The sequence below is a fragment of the Janibacter alkaliphilus genome (assembly GCF_013408565.1).
In the GTDB taxonomy this organism is placed as follows: Bacteria; Actinomycetota; Actinomycetes; order Actinomycetales; family Dermatophilaceae; genus Janibacter; species Janibacter alkaliphilus.
In genome coordinates this window covers 1,094,556-1,111,869 of the sequence record NZ_JACBZX010000001.1, presented here as the reverse complement: position 1 = coordinate 1,111,869, position 17,314 = coordinate 1,094,556, and the positions used below count along the sequence as shown (strand labels likewise).

The 17,314-nt window shown below is 72.8% G+C and carries 16 protein-coding genes and 1 tRNA gene; 11 read left to right on the top strand and 6 right to left on the bottom strand.

The features are described 5' to 3' along the window. The first annotated feature begins 30 nt into the window (after window positions 1-30). The 7 genes from BJY28_RS05330 to pknB all read left to right on the top strand — a co-directional run bounded on the left by BJY28_RS05330 (window position 31) and on the right by pknB (window position 10,099). Complete coding sequence (locus BJY28_RS05330) at window positions 31-2,139, top strand: MMPL family transporter (protein ID WP_179462078.1); 2,109 nt, start codon at window positions 31-33, stop codon at window positions 2,137-2,139. Window positions 2,140-2,384: 245 nt separating this feature from the next. Beyond that, window positions 2,385-3,446 (top strand): FHA domain-containing protein, encoded by a 1,062-nt coding sequence (locus tag BJY28_RS16120; RefSeq protein WP_343036979.1) that lies wholly within the window; start codon window positions 2,385-2,387, stop codon window positions 3,444-3,446. Between the two features lie 77 nt (window positions 3,447-3,523). Next, window positions 3,524-4,063 carry an FHA domain-containing protein FhaB/FipA gene (locus BJY28_RS05315; protein ID WP_179462077.1) on the top strand — a complete coding sequence of 180 codons (540 nt, stop codon included), beginning with the start codon at window positions 3,524-3,526 and terminating at the stop codon, window positions 4,061-4,063. 7 nt (window positions 4,064-4,070) lie between these two features. After that, window positions 4,071-5,303 carry a Stp1/IreP family PP2C-type Ser/Thr phosphatase gene (locus BJY28_RS05310; protein WP_179462076.1) on the top strand — a complete coding sequence of 411 codons (1,233 nt, stop codon included), beginning with the start codon at window positions 4,071-4,073 and terminating at the stop codon, window positions 5,301-5,303. Continuing rightward, entirely contained in the window at window positions 5,303-6,676 is a 1,374-nt protein-coding gene (locus BJY28_RS05305; protein WP_179463964.1) for an FtsW/RodA/SpoVE family cell cycle protein, read from the top strand. The genes BJY28_RS05310 and BJY28_RS05305 overlap by 1 nt, the downstream gene beginning before the upstream one ends. Further along, window positions 6,673-8,127, top strand: coding sequence for a peptidoglycan D,D-transpeptidase FtsI family protein (locus BJY28_RS05300; protein WP_179462075.1), 1,455 nt, complete (start codon window positions 6,673-6,675; stop codon window positions 8,125-8,127). The genes BJY28_RS05305 and BJY28_RS05300 overlap by 4 nt, the downstream gene beginning before the upstream one ends. A gap of 79 nt (window positions 8,128-8,206) precedes the next feature. Next, complete coding sequence (pknB, locus tag BJY28_RS05295) at window positions 8,207-10,099, top strand: Stk1 family PASTA domain-containing Ser/Thr kinase (protein WP_343036977.1); 1,893 nt, start codon at window positions 8,207-8,209, stop codon at window positions 10,097-10,099. Window positions 10,100-10,147: 48 nt separating this feature from the next. Here the strand turns inward: pknB and BJY28_RS05290 are convergent, their stop codons facing one another. From BJY28_RS05290 to BJY28_RS05280, 3 genes are read right to left on the bottom strand one after another with little or no spacing between them, the layout of a single operon-like run. Next, window positions 10,148-11,227, bottom strand: coding sequence for a YihY/virulence factor BrkB family protein (locus BJY28_RS05290; RefSeq protein WP_343036976.1), 1,080 nt, complete (start codon window positions 11,225-11,227; stop codon window positions 10,148-10,150). 5 nt (window positions 11,228-11,232) lie between these two features. Continuing rightward, window positions 11,233-11,889, bottom strand: coding sequence for an aminodeoxychorismate/anthranilate synthase component II (locus BJY28_RS05285; protein ID WP_179462074.1), 657 nt, complete (start codon window positions 11,887-11,889; stop codon window positions 11,233-11,235). A gap of 34 nt (window positions 11,890-11,923) precedes the next feature. Continuing rightward, window positions 11,924-12,736, bottom strand: a complete 813-nt coding sequence (locus BJY28_RS05280; RefSeq protein ID WP_343036975.1) for a DUF881 domain-containing protein — start codon at window positions 12,734-12,736, stop codon at window positions 11,924-11,926. A gap of 77 nt (window positions 12,737-12,813) precedes the next feature. Between BJY28_RS05280 and BJY28_RS16765 the strand changes: the two genes are divergently transcribed. Then, complete coding sequence (locus BJY28_RS16765; protein ID WP_179462073.1) at window positions 12,814-13,284, top strand: cell division protein CrgA; 471 nt, start codon at window positions 12,814-12,816, stop codon at window positions 13,282-13,284. A 248-nt stretch (window positions 13,285-13,532) separates the two neighbouring features. Here BJY28_RS16765 and BJY28_RS05270 read toward each other — a convergent pair whose 3' ends face one another. After that, window positions 13,533-14,435, bottom strand: a complete 903-nt coding sequence (locus BJY28_RS05270) for a rhomboid family intramembrane serine protease (protein WP_179462072.1) — start codon at window positions 14,433-14,435, stop codon at window positions 13,533-13,535. Between the two features lie 4 nt (window positions 14,436-14,439). After that, window positions 14,440-14,961 (bottom strand): peptidylprolyl isomerase, encoded by a 522-nt coding sequence (locus BJY28_RS05265; protein ID WP_179462071.1) that lies wholly within the window; start codon window positions 14,959-14,961, stop codon window positions 14,440-14,442. 187 nt (window positions 14,962-15,148) lie between these two features. Here BJY28_RS05265 and BJY28_RS05260 point away from each other — a divergent pair, with 187 nt between their 5' ends. The 3 genes from BJY28_RS05260 (at window position 15,149) to BJY28_RS05250 (ending at window position 17,020) form a co-directional block, all read left to right on the top strand. Further along, the gene (locus BJY28_RS05260) at window positions 15,149-16,162 is read left to right on the top strand and encodes a hypothetical protein (protein ID WP_179462070.1); all 1,014 of its coding nucleotides are present in this window, start codon (window positions 15,149-15,151) and stop codon (window positions 16,160-16,162) included. 181 nt (window positions 16,163-16,343) lie between these two features. Then, complete coding sequence (locus BJY28_RS05255) at window positions 16,344-16,622, top strand: type II toxin-antitoxin system Phd/YefM family antitoxin (RefSeq protein WP_179462069.1); 279 nt, start codon at window positions 16,344-16,346, stop codon at window positions 16,620-16,622. Between the two features lie 2 nt (window positions 16,623-16,624). Then, a complete protein-coding gene (locus BJY28_RS05250; RefSeq protein ID WP_179462068.1) occupies window positions 16,625-17,020 on the top strand; it encodes a PIN domain-containing protein in 396 nt (131 codons plus the stop codon). 190 nt (window positions 17,021-17,210) lie between these two features. Here BJY28_RS05250 and BJY28_RS05245 read toward each other — a convergent pair. Continuing rightward, window positions 17,211-17,283: transfer RNA gene (locus BJY28_RS05245), tRNA-Ala, on the bottom strand. Window positions 17,284-17,314: the final 31 nt, after the last annotated feature.

The following is a 17,314-nucleotide window of genomic DNA, read 5'->3' as shown; positions in this document are numbered from 1 at the left end:
CTACTGAGCTTTCCGAGGAGTCTAGCCAGCATGTCGCAGCGCCTCACCGCACTCATCACGAGCAAGCGGTCCGCCTGGGCGGTGATCCTGCTGGCGCTCATCCTCTCCGGGCTCGCCTTCGCCGCCGGCCCGGCCGAGCGCGACCCGTCGGTCACCGACTCGCTGCCCGACGGCGCCGAGAGCACCACCGCGACCGCGCTGGCCGAGCAGCTCCCGCAGCAGGACGACTCCACCGCGGTCATCCTCTTCACCGCGGCCTCGGGAAGCCTCACCGACGGCCAGCTCGACGAGCTGACCGCCCTGGCCACGGACCTCACCGGCAGCCAGTCAGGGCAGAGCGCTCCCGACGCCCAGGCGGGTCAGGACGGGTCGGCCGGCCAGGACGGGCAGCGCGGCGGTCCGCCACCGATCACCGTCAGCGACGACGGCACCGCCGCGGTCGTCGTCACCCCGGTCGAGGCCACCACCGCCACCGACACCTCGGCCGCGGTCACCGACCTCCGCGAGCGCCTCGCCGACGACACCCCGGACGGTGTGGACGTCGGGGTCACCGGGCCCAGCGCCATCCAGGCCGACCTCGCCGCGGTCTTCGAGGGGGCCGACTTCCGCCTGCTCGGTGCCACCGCCACCGTGGTCGCCACCCTGCTCGTCGTCACTTATCGCTCCCCGGTGCTGTGGATCTTCCCGCTGCTGGTCATCGGCACCGGCGACCGGGTCGCCTCGATCGCGGCGACGACCGTGCTCAAGGCCACCGGCACCGCGTGGGACGAGTCGACCACCGGCATCCTCTCGGTGCTCGTCTTCGGCGCCGGCACCAACTACGCCCTGCTGCTCATCTCCCGCTACCGCGACGAGCTGCGCCGCACCGCCGACCGGCGCGAGGCCCTGGCCACCTCGCTGACCCGCACCGCGCACGCCGTGCTCGCCAGCGCCACCACGGTCGTCGTCGGGGTGCTCACCCTGCTGCTGTCCGCCTTCCCCACCACCCGGGGCCTCGGGCTCGCCTGCGCCGTCGGCATCGTCGTCGCCGTCCTCTACGCCCTGGTGGTGCTGCCGGCGGTGCTCTCCTACCTCGGGCGGTGGGTCTTCTGGCCGCAGGTGCCGCGCGAGGGCCAGGAGACCCTCTCCGACGGGCGCAGCCTGTGGCGCCGGATCGGGGACCGGGTGGCCGCCCGTCCGGCAGCCTTCGTCGCCGGGGCGCTGCTCGTGCTCGCCGTCGGCGCCGCCGGGATCAGCCAGGTGCGGCTCGGGCTGCCGGACGCCGAGCAGTTCCTCGACACCCCGGAGTCCATCACCACCGGCGAGCGCCTCGGCGAGTCCTTCCCGGCCGGCTCCACCAACCCGACCAGCGTGCTCACCCGTGACGACGTCGCCGAGGTCCAGCAGCGGGTCGAGGGCACCGACGGCGTGGCCTTGGTCCGCCCCTCCGGCAGCACCGAGGACGGCGACCTCGCCGGCCTGTCGGTCACCCTCGCCGACGCCCCGGACACCGACGCCGCCGAGCAGACCGTGCGTGACCTGCGCGCCGCGCTCGACGGCACCGACAGCTATGTCGGCGGCAGCACCGCCGAGGCGATCGACGCCGAGGCGGCCTACACCGACGACCAGCTGACGATCATGCCGCTGGCGCTCGGCCTCGTGCTGATCGCGCTCGTCGGTCTGCTGCGCTCCCTGGTGGCGCCGGTGCTGCTCGTCGCGACCGTCGTGGCCACCTTCCTCGCCAGCCTCGGGCTGTCCTGGTGGGTCTTCACCGGGGTCTTCGGCTTCACCGCGCTCGGCGGCAACGCGCCGCTCTTCGCCTTCCTCTTCCTCGTGGCGCTCGGGGTGGACTACAACATCTTCCTCGTCACCCGCGCGCGGGAGGAGTGGCCCGCGCACGGCACCCGTGAGGGGATGCTCCGCGCACTGGCGGCCACCGGCGGCGTCATCACCAGCGCCGGGATCCTGCTGGCCGCGGTCTTCGCGGTGCTCGGGGTGCTGCCGCTGGTCGTGCTCGCCCAGATCGGCACGATCATCTGCATCGGCGTGCTGCTGGACACCCTGCTGGTGCGCACCGTGCTCGTCCCGGCGCTGGCGCTGCTGCTCGGCGACCGCTTCTGGTGGCCGCGCGACTCCCGGCAGCCGCGGCACGCCGCGTAGGGCCACGGGTCGGCTACCCAAGACCGCGAGAGTCCGCCAGGACCGCGCGCGCAGGGGGGCGGGGGCGGCAGTCCTAGGAATGTCGGCACCAACTGGAGCGCACGCGCAGGCTCGTGCACACCGACCTCACCCGTCACGCCGGTCGGCACAGGTCGCGCCGTTAGGGTAGAGACGGCGACACCGACATCGCAGGGTGCCGCCACGCCCGACGCACGAGACGACCGGACCTGACGAAGGGAGAGCGTGTGAGCCTCTTCGAGCGCATGGAGCGCAAGCTCGAGCGCACCGTCAACGGCGTCTTCGCCCGCGCCTTCCGCTCCGAGGTCCAGCCGCTGGAGCTGGCCTCGGCGGTGCGCCGGGCCATGGACGACCGGGCCACCATGCTCGGCCGCGGCCGCACCATCGTGCCCAACCTCTTCACCGTCGAGCTGTCGGAGACCGACTACGCCCGGCTGACCGAGTTCGACCAGGAGCTCGAGAACGAGCTCGTCTCCGCGGCCGAGGAGCACGCCGAGTCGCAGCGCTACCAGCCCGGCGGCCCGCTGCAGGTGATCTTCCACGAGGACGACGCGCTGGAGACCGGCGTCTTCCGGGTCCGCCCGGCCACCGCCCGCCAGCGGCTGGCCGACGACAGCGAAGGGCGCCCCGCCGCCGGCGGGATGAGCAGCCGCGGGACCGGCGGCAGCGCGACAGGGGGCAGCGGACGCGGCGGCGGGCACGGCGCGCAGAGCGGCAGCAGCCGGGACGCGGTGGGCTCGCGGCACGTCCCCGGTGACGACTACGGCGACAGCCACGACCGCGGCTACGACCCCACCTCCGACGACGGTGGGTACGAGCAGGCCTACGACGACGCCGCCTACGCCGGGGCCGGCGGCGCCGACGACTACGACGAGTACACGACCGGCAGCTGGGAGCTGCAGCAGGACCCGCAGGCCGCCCCGGTCGACGAGCCACCGACCCGACCGCACGAGCCGGTCGCGCCGCCGGTGCCCCCGGCGACCCGGGTGTCCGTCGACGACCGGCCGTGGCTGGAGGTCGACGGCGAGCGCTACCCGCTGCTCGGGGCGATGACCGTCCTCGGCCGTGACGACACCGCCGACATCGTCCTCGACGACCCCGGCATCTCGCGGCGGCACTGCGAGGTGCGGGTCACCCACGACGGCCCCCGCCTGATGAGCCACCTGCGCGACCTCGGCAGCACCAACGGCACCTACGTCAACGGCGAGGGCACCGACGCCACCCGGCTGGCCGACGGCGACGTCATCACCGTCGGTCGCACCGAGGTGCTCTTCCGCGCCCGGCGCTGACCGACGCCGGCGCACCCCGCCGCTACCCTGACCTCGCCGCACCCGCGGCCCGAGCCCCCGGAAGGAGCACCGCAGAGATGAGCGAGCTCACCGTCACGATCCTGCGGCTCGGCCTGCTCGCGCTGCTGTGGTTCTTCGTGCTCTCCGTCGCCGGCGTGCTGCGCGGCGACCTCTACGGCACCCGGGTCCTCGACCGGCAGGGCCGACGCACCGACAACGGCGGCCGCCGCCGCGGCCGACGCCCCAGCCTGCCCCAGCTGCGCCCGCGGCGCACCGAGGAGCCCAGCACCCCGGCACCGACCCCGCCGGCCCGGCGCAACCCGCGCACCCCCACCCACCTCGTGCTCACCACCGGGGCGATGGCCGGCACCACGCTGCCGCTGCGCGACTCCGGGGTGCTCATCGGCCGCAACCCCGAGTGCAGCCTGGTGCTCGAGGACGACTACGCCTCCGGCCGGCACGCCCGGATCATCCGCGGCGAGGACGGCTGGTACGTCGAGGACCTCGGCAGCACCAACGGCACCTTCATCGGCCAGTTCCGGGTCGGCGACCCGGTGCCGGTCGAGACCGGCACCACCATCCGGATCGGCAAGACGCACATCGAGCTGAGGAACTGACCGGCGCATGCCCATCACCTTCAGCTACGCCGCGCGCTCGGACGTCGGCATGGTCCGCAAGGACAACCAGGACTCGGGCTACGCCGGGCCCCGGCTGCTCGTCGTCGCCGACGGGATGGGCGGGCACGCCGGCGGCGACATCGCCAGCTCGACGGTGATCAGCGAGGTCGTCGACCTCGACAGCGACGCCGTCTCCGCGGGCGAGGCGCCCCGGCGCCTCGGCGAGGCCCTGTCCCGGGCGAACTCCGAGATCGCCGGCCTCATCGACGCCACCCCCGAGCTGGAAGGGATGGGCACCACCGTCACCGCGCTGATGCGCAGCCGGAACAAGCTCTTCCTGGCGCACATCGGCGACTCCCGGGCCTACCTCGCCCGCGGCGGCCGGGTCACCCAGATCACCCGGGACCACTCCTTCGTCCAGACCCTCATCGACGAAGGGCGGATCACCGAGGAGGAGGCCTCCACCCACCCGCAGCGCAGCGTCGTCACCCGGGTGCTCACCGGCACCGACGGCGACGAGCCGGACATCGGCGCCCGCGAGGCCCAGGTCGGCGACCGCTACCTGCTGTGCAGCGACGGGCTCTCCGGCTTCGTCGCCGCGGACACCATCGCCGAGATCGTCAGCGACGGCCGCTCCCCCGCCGAGACCGCCGACGAGCTCGTCGCGCTGGCGCTCAAGGCCGGCGCCCCGGACAACGTCACCGTCGTCGTCGGCGACGTGGTCGACGGCACCAACGGCTCCACGCAGCCGCAGATCGTCGGCGCCGCCGAGCTGCGGCACCGGCGCAAGCGGCCGGTGGCCGACTCCCCGGCGGCGCGGGCGGCGGCGCTGACCCGCAACGAGGACGACGGTGTCGAGCTCGCCGAGGAGGGCGAGGGCAGCCGCGGCGGACGCTGGTTGAAGCGCCTGGGCGCGCTGGCCGTGGTGCTGCTGCTGCTCGGCGGCATCGCCTACGCCGGCTACGCCTGGACCCAGCAGCAGTACTACATCGGCGAGCAGGACGGACGGGTCACCGTCTACCAGGGCATCGCCAACGACCTCGGTCCGCTGACCCTCTCCGAGCCGGTCGACCAGACCGACATCCAGGTCAGCGACCTGCCCCGCTTCCACCAGGAGAGCGTGCGCCAGACCATCTCCTACGACTCCCGCGAGGACGCCGAGGAGCGGGTCACCAGCCTGCGGGTCTCGGCCCAGCAGTGCGTCGGGCTGCGCGAGGCCGGCGAGGAGTGCGGCGGATGATGCGCGCGGTCGCCACCATCGCCCCGCGCCGCGGGCGCAACGTCGAGCTGCTGCTGACGGCGCTGGCCATCGGCGTGGTCATCCTCGCCTACGTCAACGTCTCGGTCGCCGAGACCGAGGAGATCCCCCCGGACCTGCTCGGCCACGCCGGCATCCTCGCCGGGATCGCCCTGGCGTTCCACCTCGTGCTGCGCTGGCGGGCCTCCTACGCCGACCCGATCATCCTGCCCATCGTCGTGCTGCTCAACGGCATCGGCGTCGTGGTGATCTACCGGCTGGACATCGCCGCCGGGCGCAGCTTCACCGAGGGCCAGGCGGTGCGCCAGCTGCTGTGGACGGCGATCGGCGTGGCCATCGCGCTGGCCGTGCTCATCGCGCTGCGCGACCACCGGGTGCTGCGCCGCTACACCTACACCGCCGGCGCGGCCGCGCTCGTGCTCATCGCGCTGCCGATCTTCATCGGCTACGAGGTCAACGGCGCCCGCATCTGGATCCGGCTCGGCTCCTTCACCTTCCAGCCCGCCGAGATCGCCAAGATCCTGCTGGCCATCTTCTTCGCCGGCTACCTCGTGCAGACCCGGGACGTGCTGGCCCTGACCGGGCGCCGCTTCCTCGGGATCACCTTCCCCCGCGGCCGCGACCTCGGGCCGCTGGCCATCGCCTGGGTGGCCAGCATGCTCGTGCTCGCCTTCGAGAACGACTTCGGCACCACGCTCATGGTCTTCGGGCTCTTCGTGGCGATGCTCTACATCGCCACCGAGCGGATCTCCTGGATCGTCCTCGGGCTGAGCATGGCCGCCTTCGGCGCCGCGATCGTCTACACCACCGCCAGCCACGTGCGCACCCGCGTGCTCTGCTGGACCGACCCCTTCTCCACCCAGGGCCGGGAGGAGTGCGGCCAGCTGGTGCAGGGGATCATGGGCCTGGCCTCCGGCGGTGTCTCCGGCGCCGGGCTGGGCCGCGGCCGACCCTGGCTGACCCCGCTGCCGGAGTCCGACTTCATCTTCGCCTCGATCGGCGAGGAGCTCGGCCTGGTCGGCACGATGGCGATCATCCTGCTCTACGCGATCCTCGTCGAGCGCGGCCTGCGCAGCGCCATCGGGCTGCGCGACGGCTTCGGCAAGCTGCTCGCCGCCGGGCTCTCCTTCGTCATCGCGCTGCAGGTCTTCGTCGTCATCGGCGGCGTCACCCGGGTCATCCCGCTGACCGGTCTGACCCTGCCCTTCCTCGCCTACGGCGGGTCGTCGCTGCTGACCAACTGGACCCTGGTCGCGCTGCTGCTGCGGATGAGCGACCACGCCCGCCGGCCCGAGCCGGAGACCGACCCGGCTCAGATGGAGGCCCCGACCGAGATGGTGAGGACGGTGCGATGAACCAGCCGATCCGACGACTGTCGATGGTCGTCGCCGTGATGTTCGTGCTGCTGCTCGTGGCCAGCACGTGGATCCAGGTGCTCGGTGCCCAGGGCATCCGGGAGGCCTCGGACAACCGCCGCACCCAGCTGGACAGCTACGCCCGCGAGCGCGGCCAGATCCTCCTCGGCGGGCAGCCGATCGCCCGCTCCACCGAGGTCGAGGACGACCTGGAGTGGCAGCGCGTCTACTCCGACCCCGAGCTCTACAGCCACGTCACCGGGTACTTCTCCTTCACCTACGGCTCCGGCGCCGGCCTGGAGTCCGCCTCCGACGGGCTGCTGTCGGGCCGCGACGACCAGCTCTTCTACGACCGGCTCACCGACACCATCGCCGGCCGCGAGCCGCGCGGCGCCAGCCTCGAGCTGACCATCGACCCGGACGCCCAGCAGGCCGCCGAGCAGGCCCTCGGGGAGCAGCGCGGCGCGGTCGTCGCGCTCGACCCGAGCACCGGCGACATCCTCGCCATGGTCAGCCACCCCAACTTCGACCCCAGCCCGCTGGCCAGCCACGACGTGCCCACCGAGCGGGCCGCCTGGGAGCGCTACACCGAGGATGAGACCCAGCCCATGGTCAACCGGGCGATCGGCGGCAACCTCTACCCGCCGGGCTCGACCTTCAAGATCGTCACCGCGGCCGCCGCCCTGGAGTCCGGCGACTACTCGGCCGGATCCTCGATCCCCGGCCCGGCCACCCTGGACCTGCCGCAGACCACGAGCGACCTGCCGAACGCCAGCGGCGCCGCCTGCGGGGCGAACGACCAGGTGACCCTCGCCGTGGCCATGCAGGACTCGTGCAACACCGCCTTCGGCTGGCTGGGCATGGAGCTCGGCGGCGACGCGGTCGCCGAGCAGGCCGAGGCCTTCGGCTTCGGCGAGGAGCTGTCGGTGCCGATGACCGTCGCGCCGTCGACCTTCCCCACCGGGCTCAACCCGCCCCAGGAGGCGCAGAGCGCGATCGGGCAGTACGACGTGCGCACCACCCCGATGCAGATGGCCATGGTCACCGCCGCGGTCGCCAACGACGGCGTGGTGATGCGCCCGAACATGATCGAGCAGGTCATGGCCGCCGACACCTCGGTCATCGACGAGCCCGAGCCGGACGCGCTGCGCCGGGCGATCAGCTCGGACACCGCGAGCGAGCTCACCGACATGATGCAGCTGGTGACCACCGACGGCACCGGCACCGCCGGCGCCGTGGACGGGGTGAGCGTGGCCGCGAAGACCGGCACCGCGCAGCACGCCGAAGGGGCCGCGCCGCACGCCTGGTACACCGCCTTCGCCCCCGCGGACAACCCGCAGGTGGCCGTGGCCGTCGTCGTCGAGTCCGGCGGCACCGCCGGCAGCGAGGCCTCCGGGGGCTCCTCGGCCGGGCCGATCAGCAAGGCTGTGATGGAGGCGGTGCTGCAGTGAGCACGAGCGCAGACGTCGCAGACGTGAGGCGGCAGATCGCACGACGGGTCCGGCGGGGACCCGGGACGGAGCTGGAGACGTGAGCGATACCCCACCGCGGCTGCTCGGCGGCCGCTACGAGGTCGGCGAGCTCATCGGGCGCGGCGGCATGGCCGAGGTGCACCTCGGCCACGACGCCCGCCTGGGACGTCCGGTGGCGATCAAGATCCTGCGCAGCGACCACGCCCGGGACGCCACCTTCATGCACCGCTTCCGTCGCGAGGCGCAGTCCGTCGCCGGGCTGAACCACCGCTCCGTGGTGGCCGTCTACGACTCCGGCGAGGACCAGATCACCGAGGCCGGCGGCGCCGTCCTGGACATCCCCTACATCGTCATGGAGTACGTCGACGGGCGGACCCTGCGCGAGGTGCTCAACGAGGAGGGCACCCTCGAGCCCGGCGAGGCGGCCCGGATCACCGGCGCCGTGCTGGACGCGCTGGCCTACAGCCACCAGATGGGCATCGTCCACCGCGACATCAAGCCCGGCAACGTCATGGTCGCCGACGACGGCGCGGTCAAGGTCATGGACTTCGGCATCGCCCGCGCGGTCGCCGACGCGCAGGCGACGATGACCCAGACCCAGGCGGTCATCGGCACCGCCCAGTACATCTCCCCGGAGCAGGCGCGCGGCGAGACCGTCGACAACCGCAGCGACATCTACTCCACCGGGTGCCTGCTCTTCGAGCTGCTCACCGGGCGGACCCCCTTCGTCGGGGACCCGATCTCGCTGACCTACCAGCACGTCAACGCGGCCCCGCCGCTGCCCTCCGACCTCAACCCGGACGTGCCGGCCGGCCTGGACGCGGTGGTGCTGCACGCGCTGACCAAGGACCGCGACGAGCGCTACCCGGACGCCCTGGACATGGAGGAGGACCTCGACGCCTTCCGCCGGGGCCTGCCGGTCAGCCCGGCGGCGATGGCCAGCCTGCAGCGCGCCGGGCACACCGAGCTGCTGCCGGCGGCCGCCGCCGGTGCCGCGGCGGCAGGGGCGATGGGCACCGAGCACCCCACCGCGGTCACCCCGGTCGCCCAGGGCTCCACCGGGGAGATCCCCGAGGAGCGCCGCCGCCGCGGGGTGGTCGGCTGGATCATCGCCGGGGTGCTGCTGCTGGCGCTGGCCGGGCTGGCCTTCTTCGCCTGGCAGCAGTCCCAGCCCGACCCGGTGGACCAGGTGCGCCTGGAGAACCTCGTCGGGATGACCCAGGAGGAGGCCGAGCAGACCCTCGAGGACGCCGGCCTCGAGCCCGAGATCGAGACCGAGGAGAGCGAGGACGAGGAGTCCGGCACCGTGCTGGCCCAGGACCCCGGCCAGGGCGAACGGGTCGACGTCGGCAGCACCGTGACCCTCACCGTCTCCACGGGCATCGGCCAGACCCAGGTGCCCGACCTCGCCGGGATGAGCGAGGACGACGCCCGCGGGGCCCTGGAGGACGCCGGGCTGGAGCTCGGCGAGTCCACCACCGAGAACTCCCAGGACGTGCCCGAGGACGAGGTGATCAGCTCCAGCCCCGGGGCCGGCGAGACCGTCGACCAGGGCACCAGCGTGGACATCGTCGTCTCCACCGGCCAGGTGGAGCTGCCCGACTTCCGCGGGCAGTCGATCAGCGACGTCCGCCAGGAGGTCTACGCGCTCGGCCTGGACATCGAGGAGGAGACCACCGAGTCCGACGAGGAGGCCGGGACCATCCTCGACCAGTCGCCGGGGGCGGGCACCGTCGACCAGGGCAGCACGGTGACCTTCGAGGTGGCCACGGCGCCGGCGGTCACCTCCACCGAGACCGAGACGGAGACCGAGACCCCGACGCCGACCGACTCCAGCTCGTCGCTGACCTCGAGCGACGGGGAGCCGTCGTCGACCACCACGCCGGAGCCGACGTCGACCTCGGCGACCCAGCCGAGCTCGCCGGAGACCCCGCCGGACGCCTCGGACTGACCGGACGCCGGAGGGTCCCCCCTTCGCCGGTGTCGCCTCTCGGCCGGCTCAGCCGGTGGGCGGCCGGTGCGCGCTGTCGTCCTCGGTGAGCCCGTCGTCGTCGCCGCGCATGTCGTGGAAGAAGACGTCGATCTGCTGGAAGCCCTTGAGCCGCTGCGCCATGGCGTGCCGTGAGTAGGCCCGCTGGTCGGCCTCGGTGAGCACCACCGAGTCGGTGAAGGGGGTCAGCAGCGCCCGCGGCCACAGCCGCTCCTTGCGCACGACGTTGATCTCGATGCAGATCATCCCGATGACCGCGATCGTGTAGATGAAGACGAGCAGGCCGAGGACGATCGCGAAGACGCTGTTGAGGTTGCTGGCCCGCGCGACGACGGTGCCGACGTAGGTGGTCCCGACGTTCTGCATGATCTGCCAGCCGATCGCCGCGAGCAGCGCCCCCGGCAGCACGTCGGTCGGGTCCAGCGGGCGGGAGGTGGCGATGACGAAGACCGTGCCGATGACGAAGGTGCTGATCGCCACCGACGCGACCGTCGTCGCCACCCAGACCAGGTCGCCCTCGAAGAGCTGCTGCAGGTAGGTGGTCACCGCGGTCGTCACGGTGACGGTGAGCCCGGCGACGAGCAGCAGCAGCAGACCCCGGGCGCGGCTGGCGAAGGGGTTGGGCCGGGAGTTGCGCGGGACCATCCACGCGGTGTTCATCGCGTACTGCACGGCCTGCCCGATGCCGAGGCCGCCGTAGAGGGCCGCCAGCCCGGACAGGATGATCGACAGCGGCCCGCCGCCGCCGATGCTGCCGGTCTCGCGGAGCTCGTCGCCGACGATCGGGAAGTCCGACAGGGCCGAATCGAGGATCGCCTCCTGCCAGCTGGGGTAGCCGTCGAGGATGATGCTCAGCGCGGTGCTCAGCAGCAGCAGCACCGGGAAGAGGCTGAGGAAGCCGTAGTAGGTCATCAGCGCGCAGAGGTACCCGCCGAAGTCGTCGATGAACTTGTAGATCACCGCGATCGGGAAGCCGATCACCGAGTGCCGCCGCTGGAAGGCGTCCACCGGTCCGACCGTCCCCGGACCCGGTCCGTCGAACTCGGGCTGCTCGCCCCCTTCGCCGTCGGGGCTGCGCTGCGCGGCCACCGGGCTCAGCCGGCGGCCAGCGCCCGGGAGACGCCGTCGGCGTCGCGGACCAGCGGGGTCATCCCGGCGCTGCGCGCCACGGCTGCGGGGTCGCCGGCCAGGGCCAGCCAGTTCGCCAGGATCCGGTGCCCGCCCTCGGTGAGCACCGACTCCGGGTGGAACTGCACCCCGTGCAGCGGCAGCTCGCGGTGCCGGGCGGCCATGATGATGCCGCTCTCGGTGTGCCCGGTGGGCACGAACGTGTCCGGCACGGTCGCCGGGTCGACGGTCAGCGAGTGGTAGCGGGTGGCGGTGAAGGGCGAGGCCAGCCCGGCCAGCACGCCGTCGCCGTCGTGCAGCACCCGGGAGGTCTTGCCGTGCAGCAGCTCGGGGGCGCGGCCGACGGTGGCGCCGAGCACCACCCCGAGGGCCTGGTGGCCCAGGCACACCCCGAGCATCGGCTGGGACCGCTCGGCGCAGGCCTCGATCATCGCCAGGGAGACGCCGGCCTCCTCCGGGGTGCCCGGTCCGGGCGAGATGAGCACGCCGTCGAAGTCGGCGCCGTCGGCGGGGCTGACCGCGTCGTTGCGCACCACCTCGGTCTGCGCGCCGAGCTGCTGCAGGTAGCCGACGATGGTGAAGACGAAGCTGTCGTAGTTGTCGACGACGAGGATGCGGCTCACCGGGACAGTATGACGCGCGCGCCGCGGCGGCCGCTCAGTCGTCGGTGCCCAGGGGGCGGGCGTGCTGCAGGCTGGTGCTGCCGTCGAAGGCCGGCAGCGTCGTGCTGCCCTCCTCGACGACCTCGTAGCCGAGGCCGAGGGCGTCGACGTACTCCTGGTAGACGGTGACCGCGGGGTCATCGTCGAGGGCCTGGCGCAGCTGGTCCGGGTCGCCGATCGCGGTGATCGTGAAGGGGGGTGAGTAGACCCGGCCCTGGAGGATGAGGGTGTTGCCGACGCAGCGCACGGCGCTGGTGCTGATCACCCGCTGGTCCATGATCTGCATCGCCTCGGCGTCGCCGCGCCAGAGCGCGTTGACCACGCCCTGGACGTCCTGCTGGTGCACGACGACGTCGTCGACGGTGAAGCCCTCGGGGATCTCGTCGGCGTCCAGCGGGGCGTCGTCGAGGGTGACGGTGATGGCCTCGCCCTCGACCGGGGCCATCCCGGCGCCCGGGGCGGCGGCCTCGGCCTGCTGCTCGAGGGTCTCGACCTGCTCGCTGCCCGGGGCCTGCTCCGCGGTGAGTTCCTCGATGTCCCCGCGCAGCCGCTCGGCCTGCTCGCCGGCGACGGCGTTGTCGTGGGTGCGCTCGCGGATGAGGTCGGGCACGCCGGTCGCGCCGGAGCGCAGGTCGTGCCCGTCGGCGGTGGTGCTCGTCGTGGCGAAGAGCAGCCCGGCGGCGAGCGCGATCACCGGGACCAGCGCCGACCACCGGGTGGGGCGACGGGTGAGCCAGGCGCGGCCACGCCGGTGCGGCGCGGGGCGCTGGTCCTGCGGCTCGTCCTGATGCTCGTCCTGCGGCGGCACGCTGATCCCCCTTCGCTCTGGCCGGTGCGGTGCCCCTCTACGCTAGGCCACGATCACGCCCGAGATGAGGAGCACCTGTGGCCACGTCCGCCGACGACAGCACGAACGACGCCGAGGAGACCGGCGCGGTCAGCGACGCCGAGGAGACGAGCGCCGCGGACGGGGGCGCCGAGGAGACGGTCGACGACGCCAAGGGCACCAAGGCCAAGGGCACCAAGGACGAGGACACCAAGGACAAGGGCTCCAAGGGCAAGGGCTCGACGAAGAGCCGGGCGGCGAAGAAGCGCTCCGGCGACCCCCGCCAGCGGGCCGAGGCCGAGGGCGGCCGTCGGTCGCGCAGCCAGCAGAAGGTCAAGCCGCAGAAGATCGGCAACCCCAGCTGGTTCGTCCCGGTGATGCTCGGGCTCATGGTGATCGGCCTGATCTGGGTGGTGACCTTCTACATCACCGAGCAGCAGTACCCGGTGCAGGCGTGGGGGATGTGGAACCTCGGCGCCGGCTTCGCCCTCATCCTCGCCGGCTTCGCCATGACGACGAGGTGGAAGTAGCCCGCCACCCTCCCGCCCGGGCAGCCGTGAACGGCCCAGTGCCTGTGCACAAGCCCGCGCATGTGAACAACCCTGTAGATGACAGGCAGTTATCCACAGGGTTGTTCACATCTGGGGACGAATGACACCCGTGTAACTCGCAACTGCCCGGGCAAATCACGCCCCACCCCCGCAACTGCCCGGGCAAATCACCCACCACCCCCGCAACTGCCCGGGCAGCTGCGGGAGGGAGGGCAGAGAGGGTCGGGTCAGCCGTAGAGGACGGGGGTGCCGACGGCGTACTTGACCACCATCGCCACCAGGCTCAGCGCGATCACCGCGACGATGGCGCCCCAGGCGATGAGCGCGCTGCGGCGCTGCGCCGCCTGGACCAGGGCCGCCGCGACCGCCGCGCCGGCGACCAGACCGCCGAGGTGGGCCTCCCAGGCGATGTTCGGCACGAGGAAGCCGATGACCGCGTTGATCGCGAGGATCCCGAAGATCCCCGAGACGTCCCGGCCTAGGTGCCGCTCGACGACGAAGAGCGCGCCGAAGAGACCGAAGACCGCCCCGGAGGCGCCGACCACCGGGCTCCATGAGTTCACCGGCTGCAGCACCAGCCAGGTCACGCTGCCGGCGATCGCCGACGCCAGGTACAGACCGAGGAAGCGCCCCCGGCCCAGCGTCGCCTCCAGCCGCTGACCGATGAACCACAGGGCCAGCATGTTGAACATGATGTGGAAGGGCGCCGACGGCGAGTGCGCGAAGGCCGAGGTCAGCAGCCGCCACGGCTCCTGCTCGGCCACCGCTGGCGCCAGCGCCACCTCGGAGAAGACCCGGTCGCTGAGCAGCTCACCGATCCACACCAGCACGCAGATGACGATGATGCTGATCGTCACGATCGGCTGCTCGCGCCGCGAGGCCCGGCCACCGAGGGCGGTCACCGTGGGGCGGGCCGCCCTGCGGTCCGCCGCGACGCAGTCGACGCACTGCACCCCGACCGCCGCCGGTCGCTGGCACTCCGGGCAGGCCGGCCGCCCGCAGCGCTGGCAGCGCACGTAGGAGACCCGGTCCGGGTGCCGCGGGCAGGTCGGCACCTCGGCCGCCGCCCCCTGACCCTGCGGGCCGGGGGGCGGCGGACCGGGCGGATAGCCCCCGGGGGGCTGGGTCACGCGATCAGTCCTCGAGGATCTCGACGGACTCGATGACGACCGGCTCGGTGGGCTTGTCCATGGCACCGGTGGGCACCGCGGAGATGGCGTCGACGACGTCGCGACCGGCCTGGTCGGCGACCTCGCCGAAGATCGTGTGCTTGCCGTTGAGCCAGTCCGGGGTGGTCGTGGTGATGAAGAACTGCGAGCCGTTGGTGCCCTTGCCCATCCGCTTGCCGGCGTTGGCCATGGCCAGCAGGTAGGGCTTGTCGAAGCGCAGCTCGGGGTGGATCTCGTCGTCGAAGGTGTAGCCGGGACCGCCGACGCCCTGACCCACCGGGCAGCCGCCCTGGATCATGAAGTTCAGGATGATCCGGTGGAAGGTCAGCCCGTCGTAGAAGGGGGTCGGGCTGGTGCGGCCCGCGTCGTCGCGGTAGTCGGCCTTCCCGGTGGCCAGACCGACGAAGTTGTCGACGGTCTTCGGGGCCTGGTTGCCGAAGAGGGTGAGGGTGATGTCGCCGTGGTTGGTGTGCAGGATCGCCTTCATACGAGCATCGTAATCACGCCGGACTGAGCGCCCGCTGTGAGACCGGGACGCGGCCGGTCCCGACCTGTGAGATGGCACCGGATCCCCCCTTCGGTTACCTCTGCCGCGGTATACACGGCAGGATGGGGGAGGTAACCGAACTGCAGGAGGAATGGTGTTCCGAACCGACAACGTCGAGGGTGGGCGCGTGAAGGCTCACGAGGCCACCGAGTCCGTGACCGAGAAGGCCCACGAGCTCATCGACAAGGTGGCCGGGCAGGCCGTCGCCGGCGGCGAGAAGGCGCAGGAGCTCTCGGACGCGGCGAGCGCCCGGGCGGCCAGCGCCCGCAAGGACGCCGAGGCCAAGGCCGCCGAGCTGCGCAGCCAGGCCGAGGAGGCCCGCGACGACGCCCAGAAGCGGGTCGAGAAGGCCGGCAAGGACCTCAAGAAGAACCGCAAGAAGGCGGCCAAGCAGGCCAAGAAGGACCGCAAGGCCGCCGGTCGCAAGGCCAGCAAGAAGGCTGACAAGGCGCGGGCGAAGGCGGGCCAGGACGCGGCCGACCTCAAGAGCACCGTCGTCGACGAGGTGCTTCCGAAGGTCGCCGAGACCGCGGCCGGCCTGGCCGCCAGCGGCGCCGTCGCCGGGCGGGCGCTGGCCGACGAGGCGAGCACCCGTGGGCCCGAGGCGCTGGCCGCGCTCAAGGACGGCCGCGACACCCAGGGCGCGATCAAGGCGCTCAAGGGCGAGGCGCAGGCCCAGGCGAAGACCAAGAAGAAGGGTCGCAAGCGCTTCCTGCTGCTCGTGCTCGTCGTGGCCGGCATCGCCGCCTACGTCGCCAAGCAGAAGGCCGCCCCGAAGAAGGACCCGTGGGCGGTCCCGGCGGGCGACCCCTACAAGGCCCCGGAGAGCGGTCGCGACTCCTCGCTCGGCGCTGCTGCTGGCGCCGGTGCTGCCGGTGCCGCGGGTGCGGCTGCCCCGGCGAGCGACCCGCTGGCCGCCCCCGAGGCGATCGACGAGGACCCGCTGGCCACCCCGGCCGCCCCGGTCACCGACGACGCGGACGCCCGCGCCGCCAGCGAGTCCGGCGAGGGCGACGCCTGGAGCTCGGCCCGCGACTGGGCCGACGACGGCGCGGTCCCCTCGACCACCGAGTCCCCCGAGGGCAACGACCTCACCCCGGACCACCTCGGTGGCGACACCAGCGAGGGCGACAAGGCCTGAGCCCAGCACCACCTGACGACGGGGGCCGGTCCGCGAGCTGCGGACCGGCCCCCGTCGTCTGTGCCCACGCTGACGTATGGAGACACGCCGCCAGGCACCGCAGATCACCCGCGTGTCGCCATACGTCAGCGTGAGGGTCGTGGCTGTCTCGCGTGTCTGACACACGTAGTACATTTGGTGCATGGCACAGGTGACCAAGCGTGAGCTCAACCAACGCACAGCCGACGTGCTCGCCGCGGTGTCGGACGACGCCGACGTCGTCATCACCGAGCGCGGGGTGCCGCGCTGGCGGGTGAGCACCGTCCGACCGGCCGACACCACGCTGAGCCAGCTGGAGCGCGAAGGGCGCTACACCCCGCCCGCGGCGCGCCCGACGGCGTGGCCCAGCCGGAGCGCTGGGCCACCGCGCACCGACGCGCAGGTCGACGCCCTCCTCGACGAGACCCGCGGGAACCGCTGAGCGTGGCCGAGATCGTCTACCTCGACACCTCGGTGGCGCTCCGCACGATCCTCGACGTCCCGGGCCGGGCCGCACTGCAGACGTGGCTGGACGTCGTCCCGGGCACGGTCGTCTCCTCCCGGCTGCTGCGCACCGAGGTGATCCGCGTGCTGCGGCGCGAGGGGCTCCCGGCCGCCGATGGCGGCGCGCTGCTGGATCGAGTGGGGCTGCTGGACATCACGCCAGAGACCCACACCGTCGCCGAGTCGATCGAGCGGCACGTACGCACCCTGGACGCGCTGCACCTGGCCACCGCGCTGCTCGTCGGCGAACCCGTGGTCGTCGCCAGCCACGACCAGCAGATGCTCGAGGTCGCCGGCCACCTGGGCCTGGCGGTCACCGACCCGGTCCGCACCTGACCCCCAGAGCCGACCGCGCGCCGGACCGGGCCCAACCACCTCGTCAGTGAGCGCAGATCGTCGGCACCGCAACTGGCGAGGCGACGATCTGCGCTCGCTCGGGTGGCGTTGAGCGCCCGTCCACCGATGGCACGACCCGCAGACGCGCGAAGGGCGGGACCGTGGCGGTCCCGCCCTTCGTCGTGCTCGGTGGAGGCGATCGGACTCGAACCGACAACCCTCTGCTTGCAAAGCAGATGCGCTACCAATTGCGCCACGCCCCCGAGGGCTGCGGGCTCGCGCCCGTCGATTCGG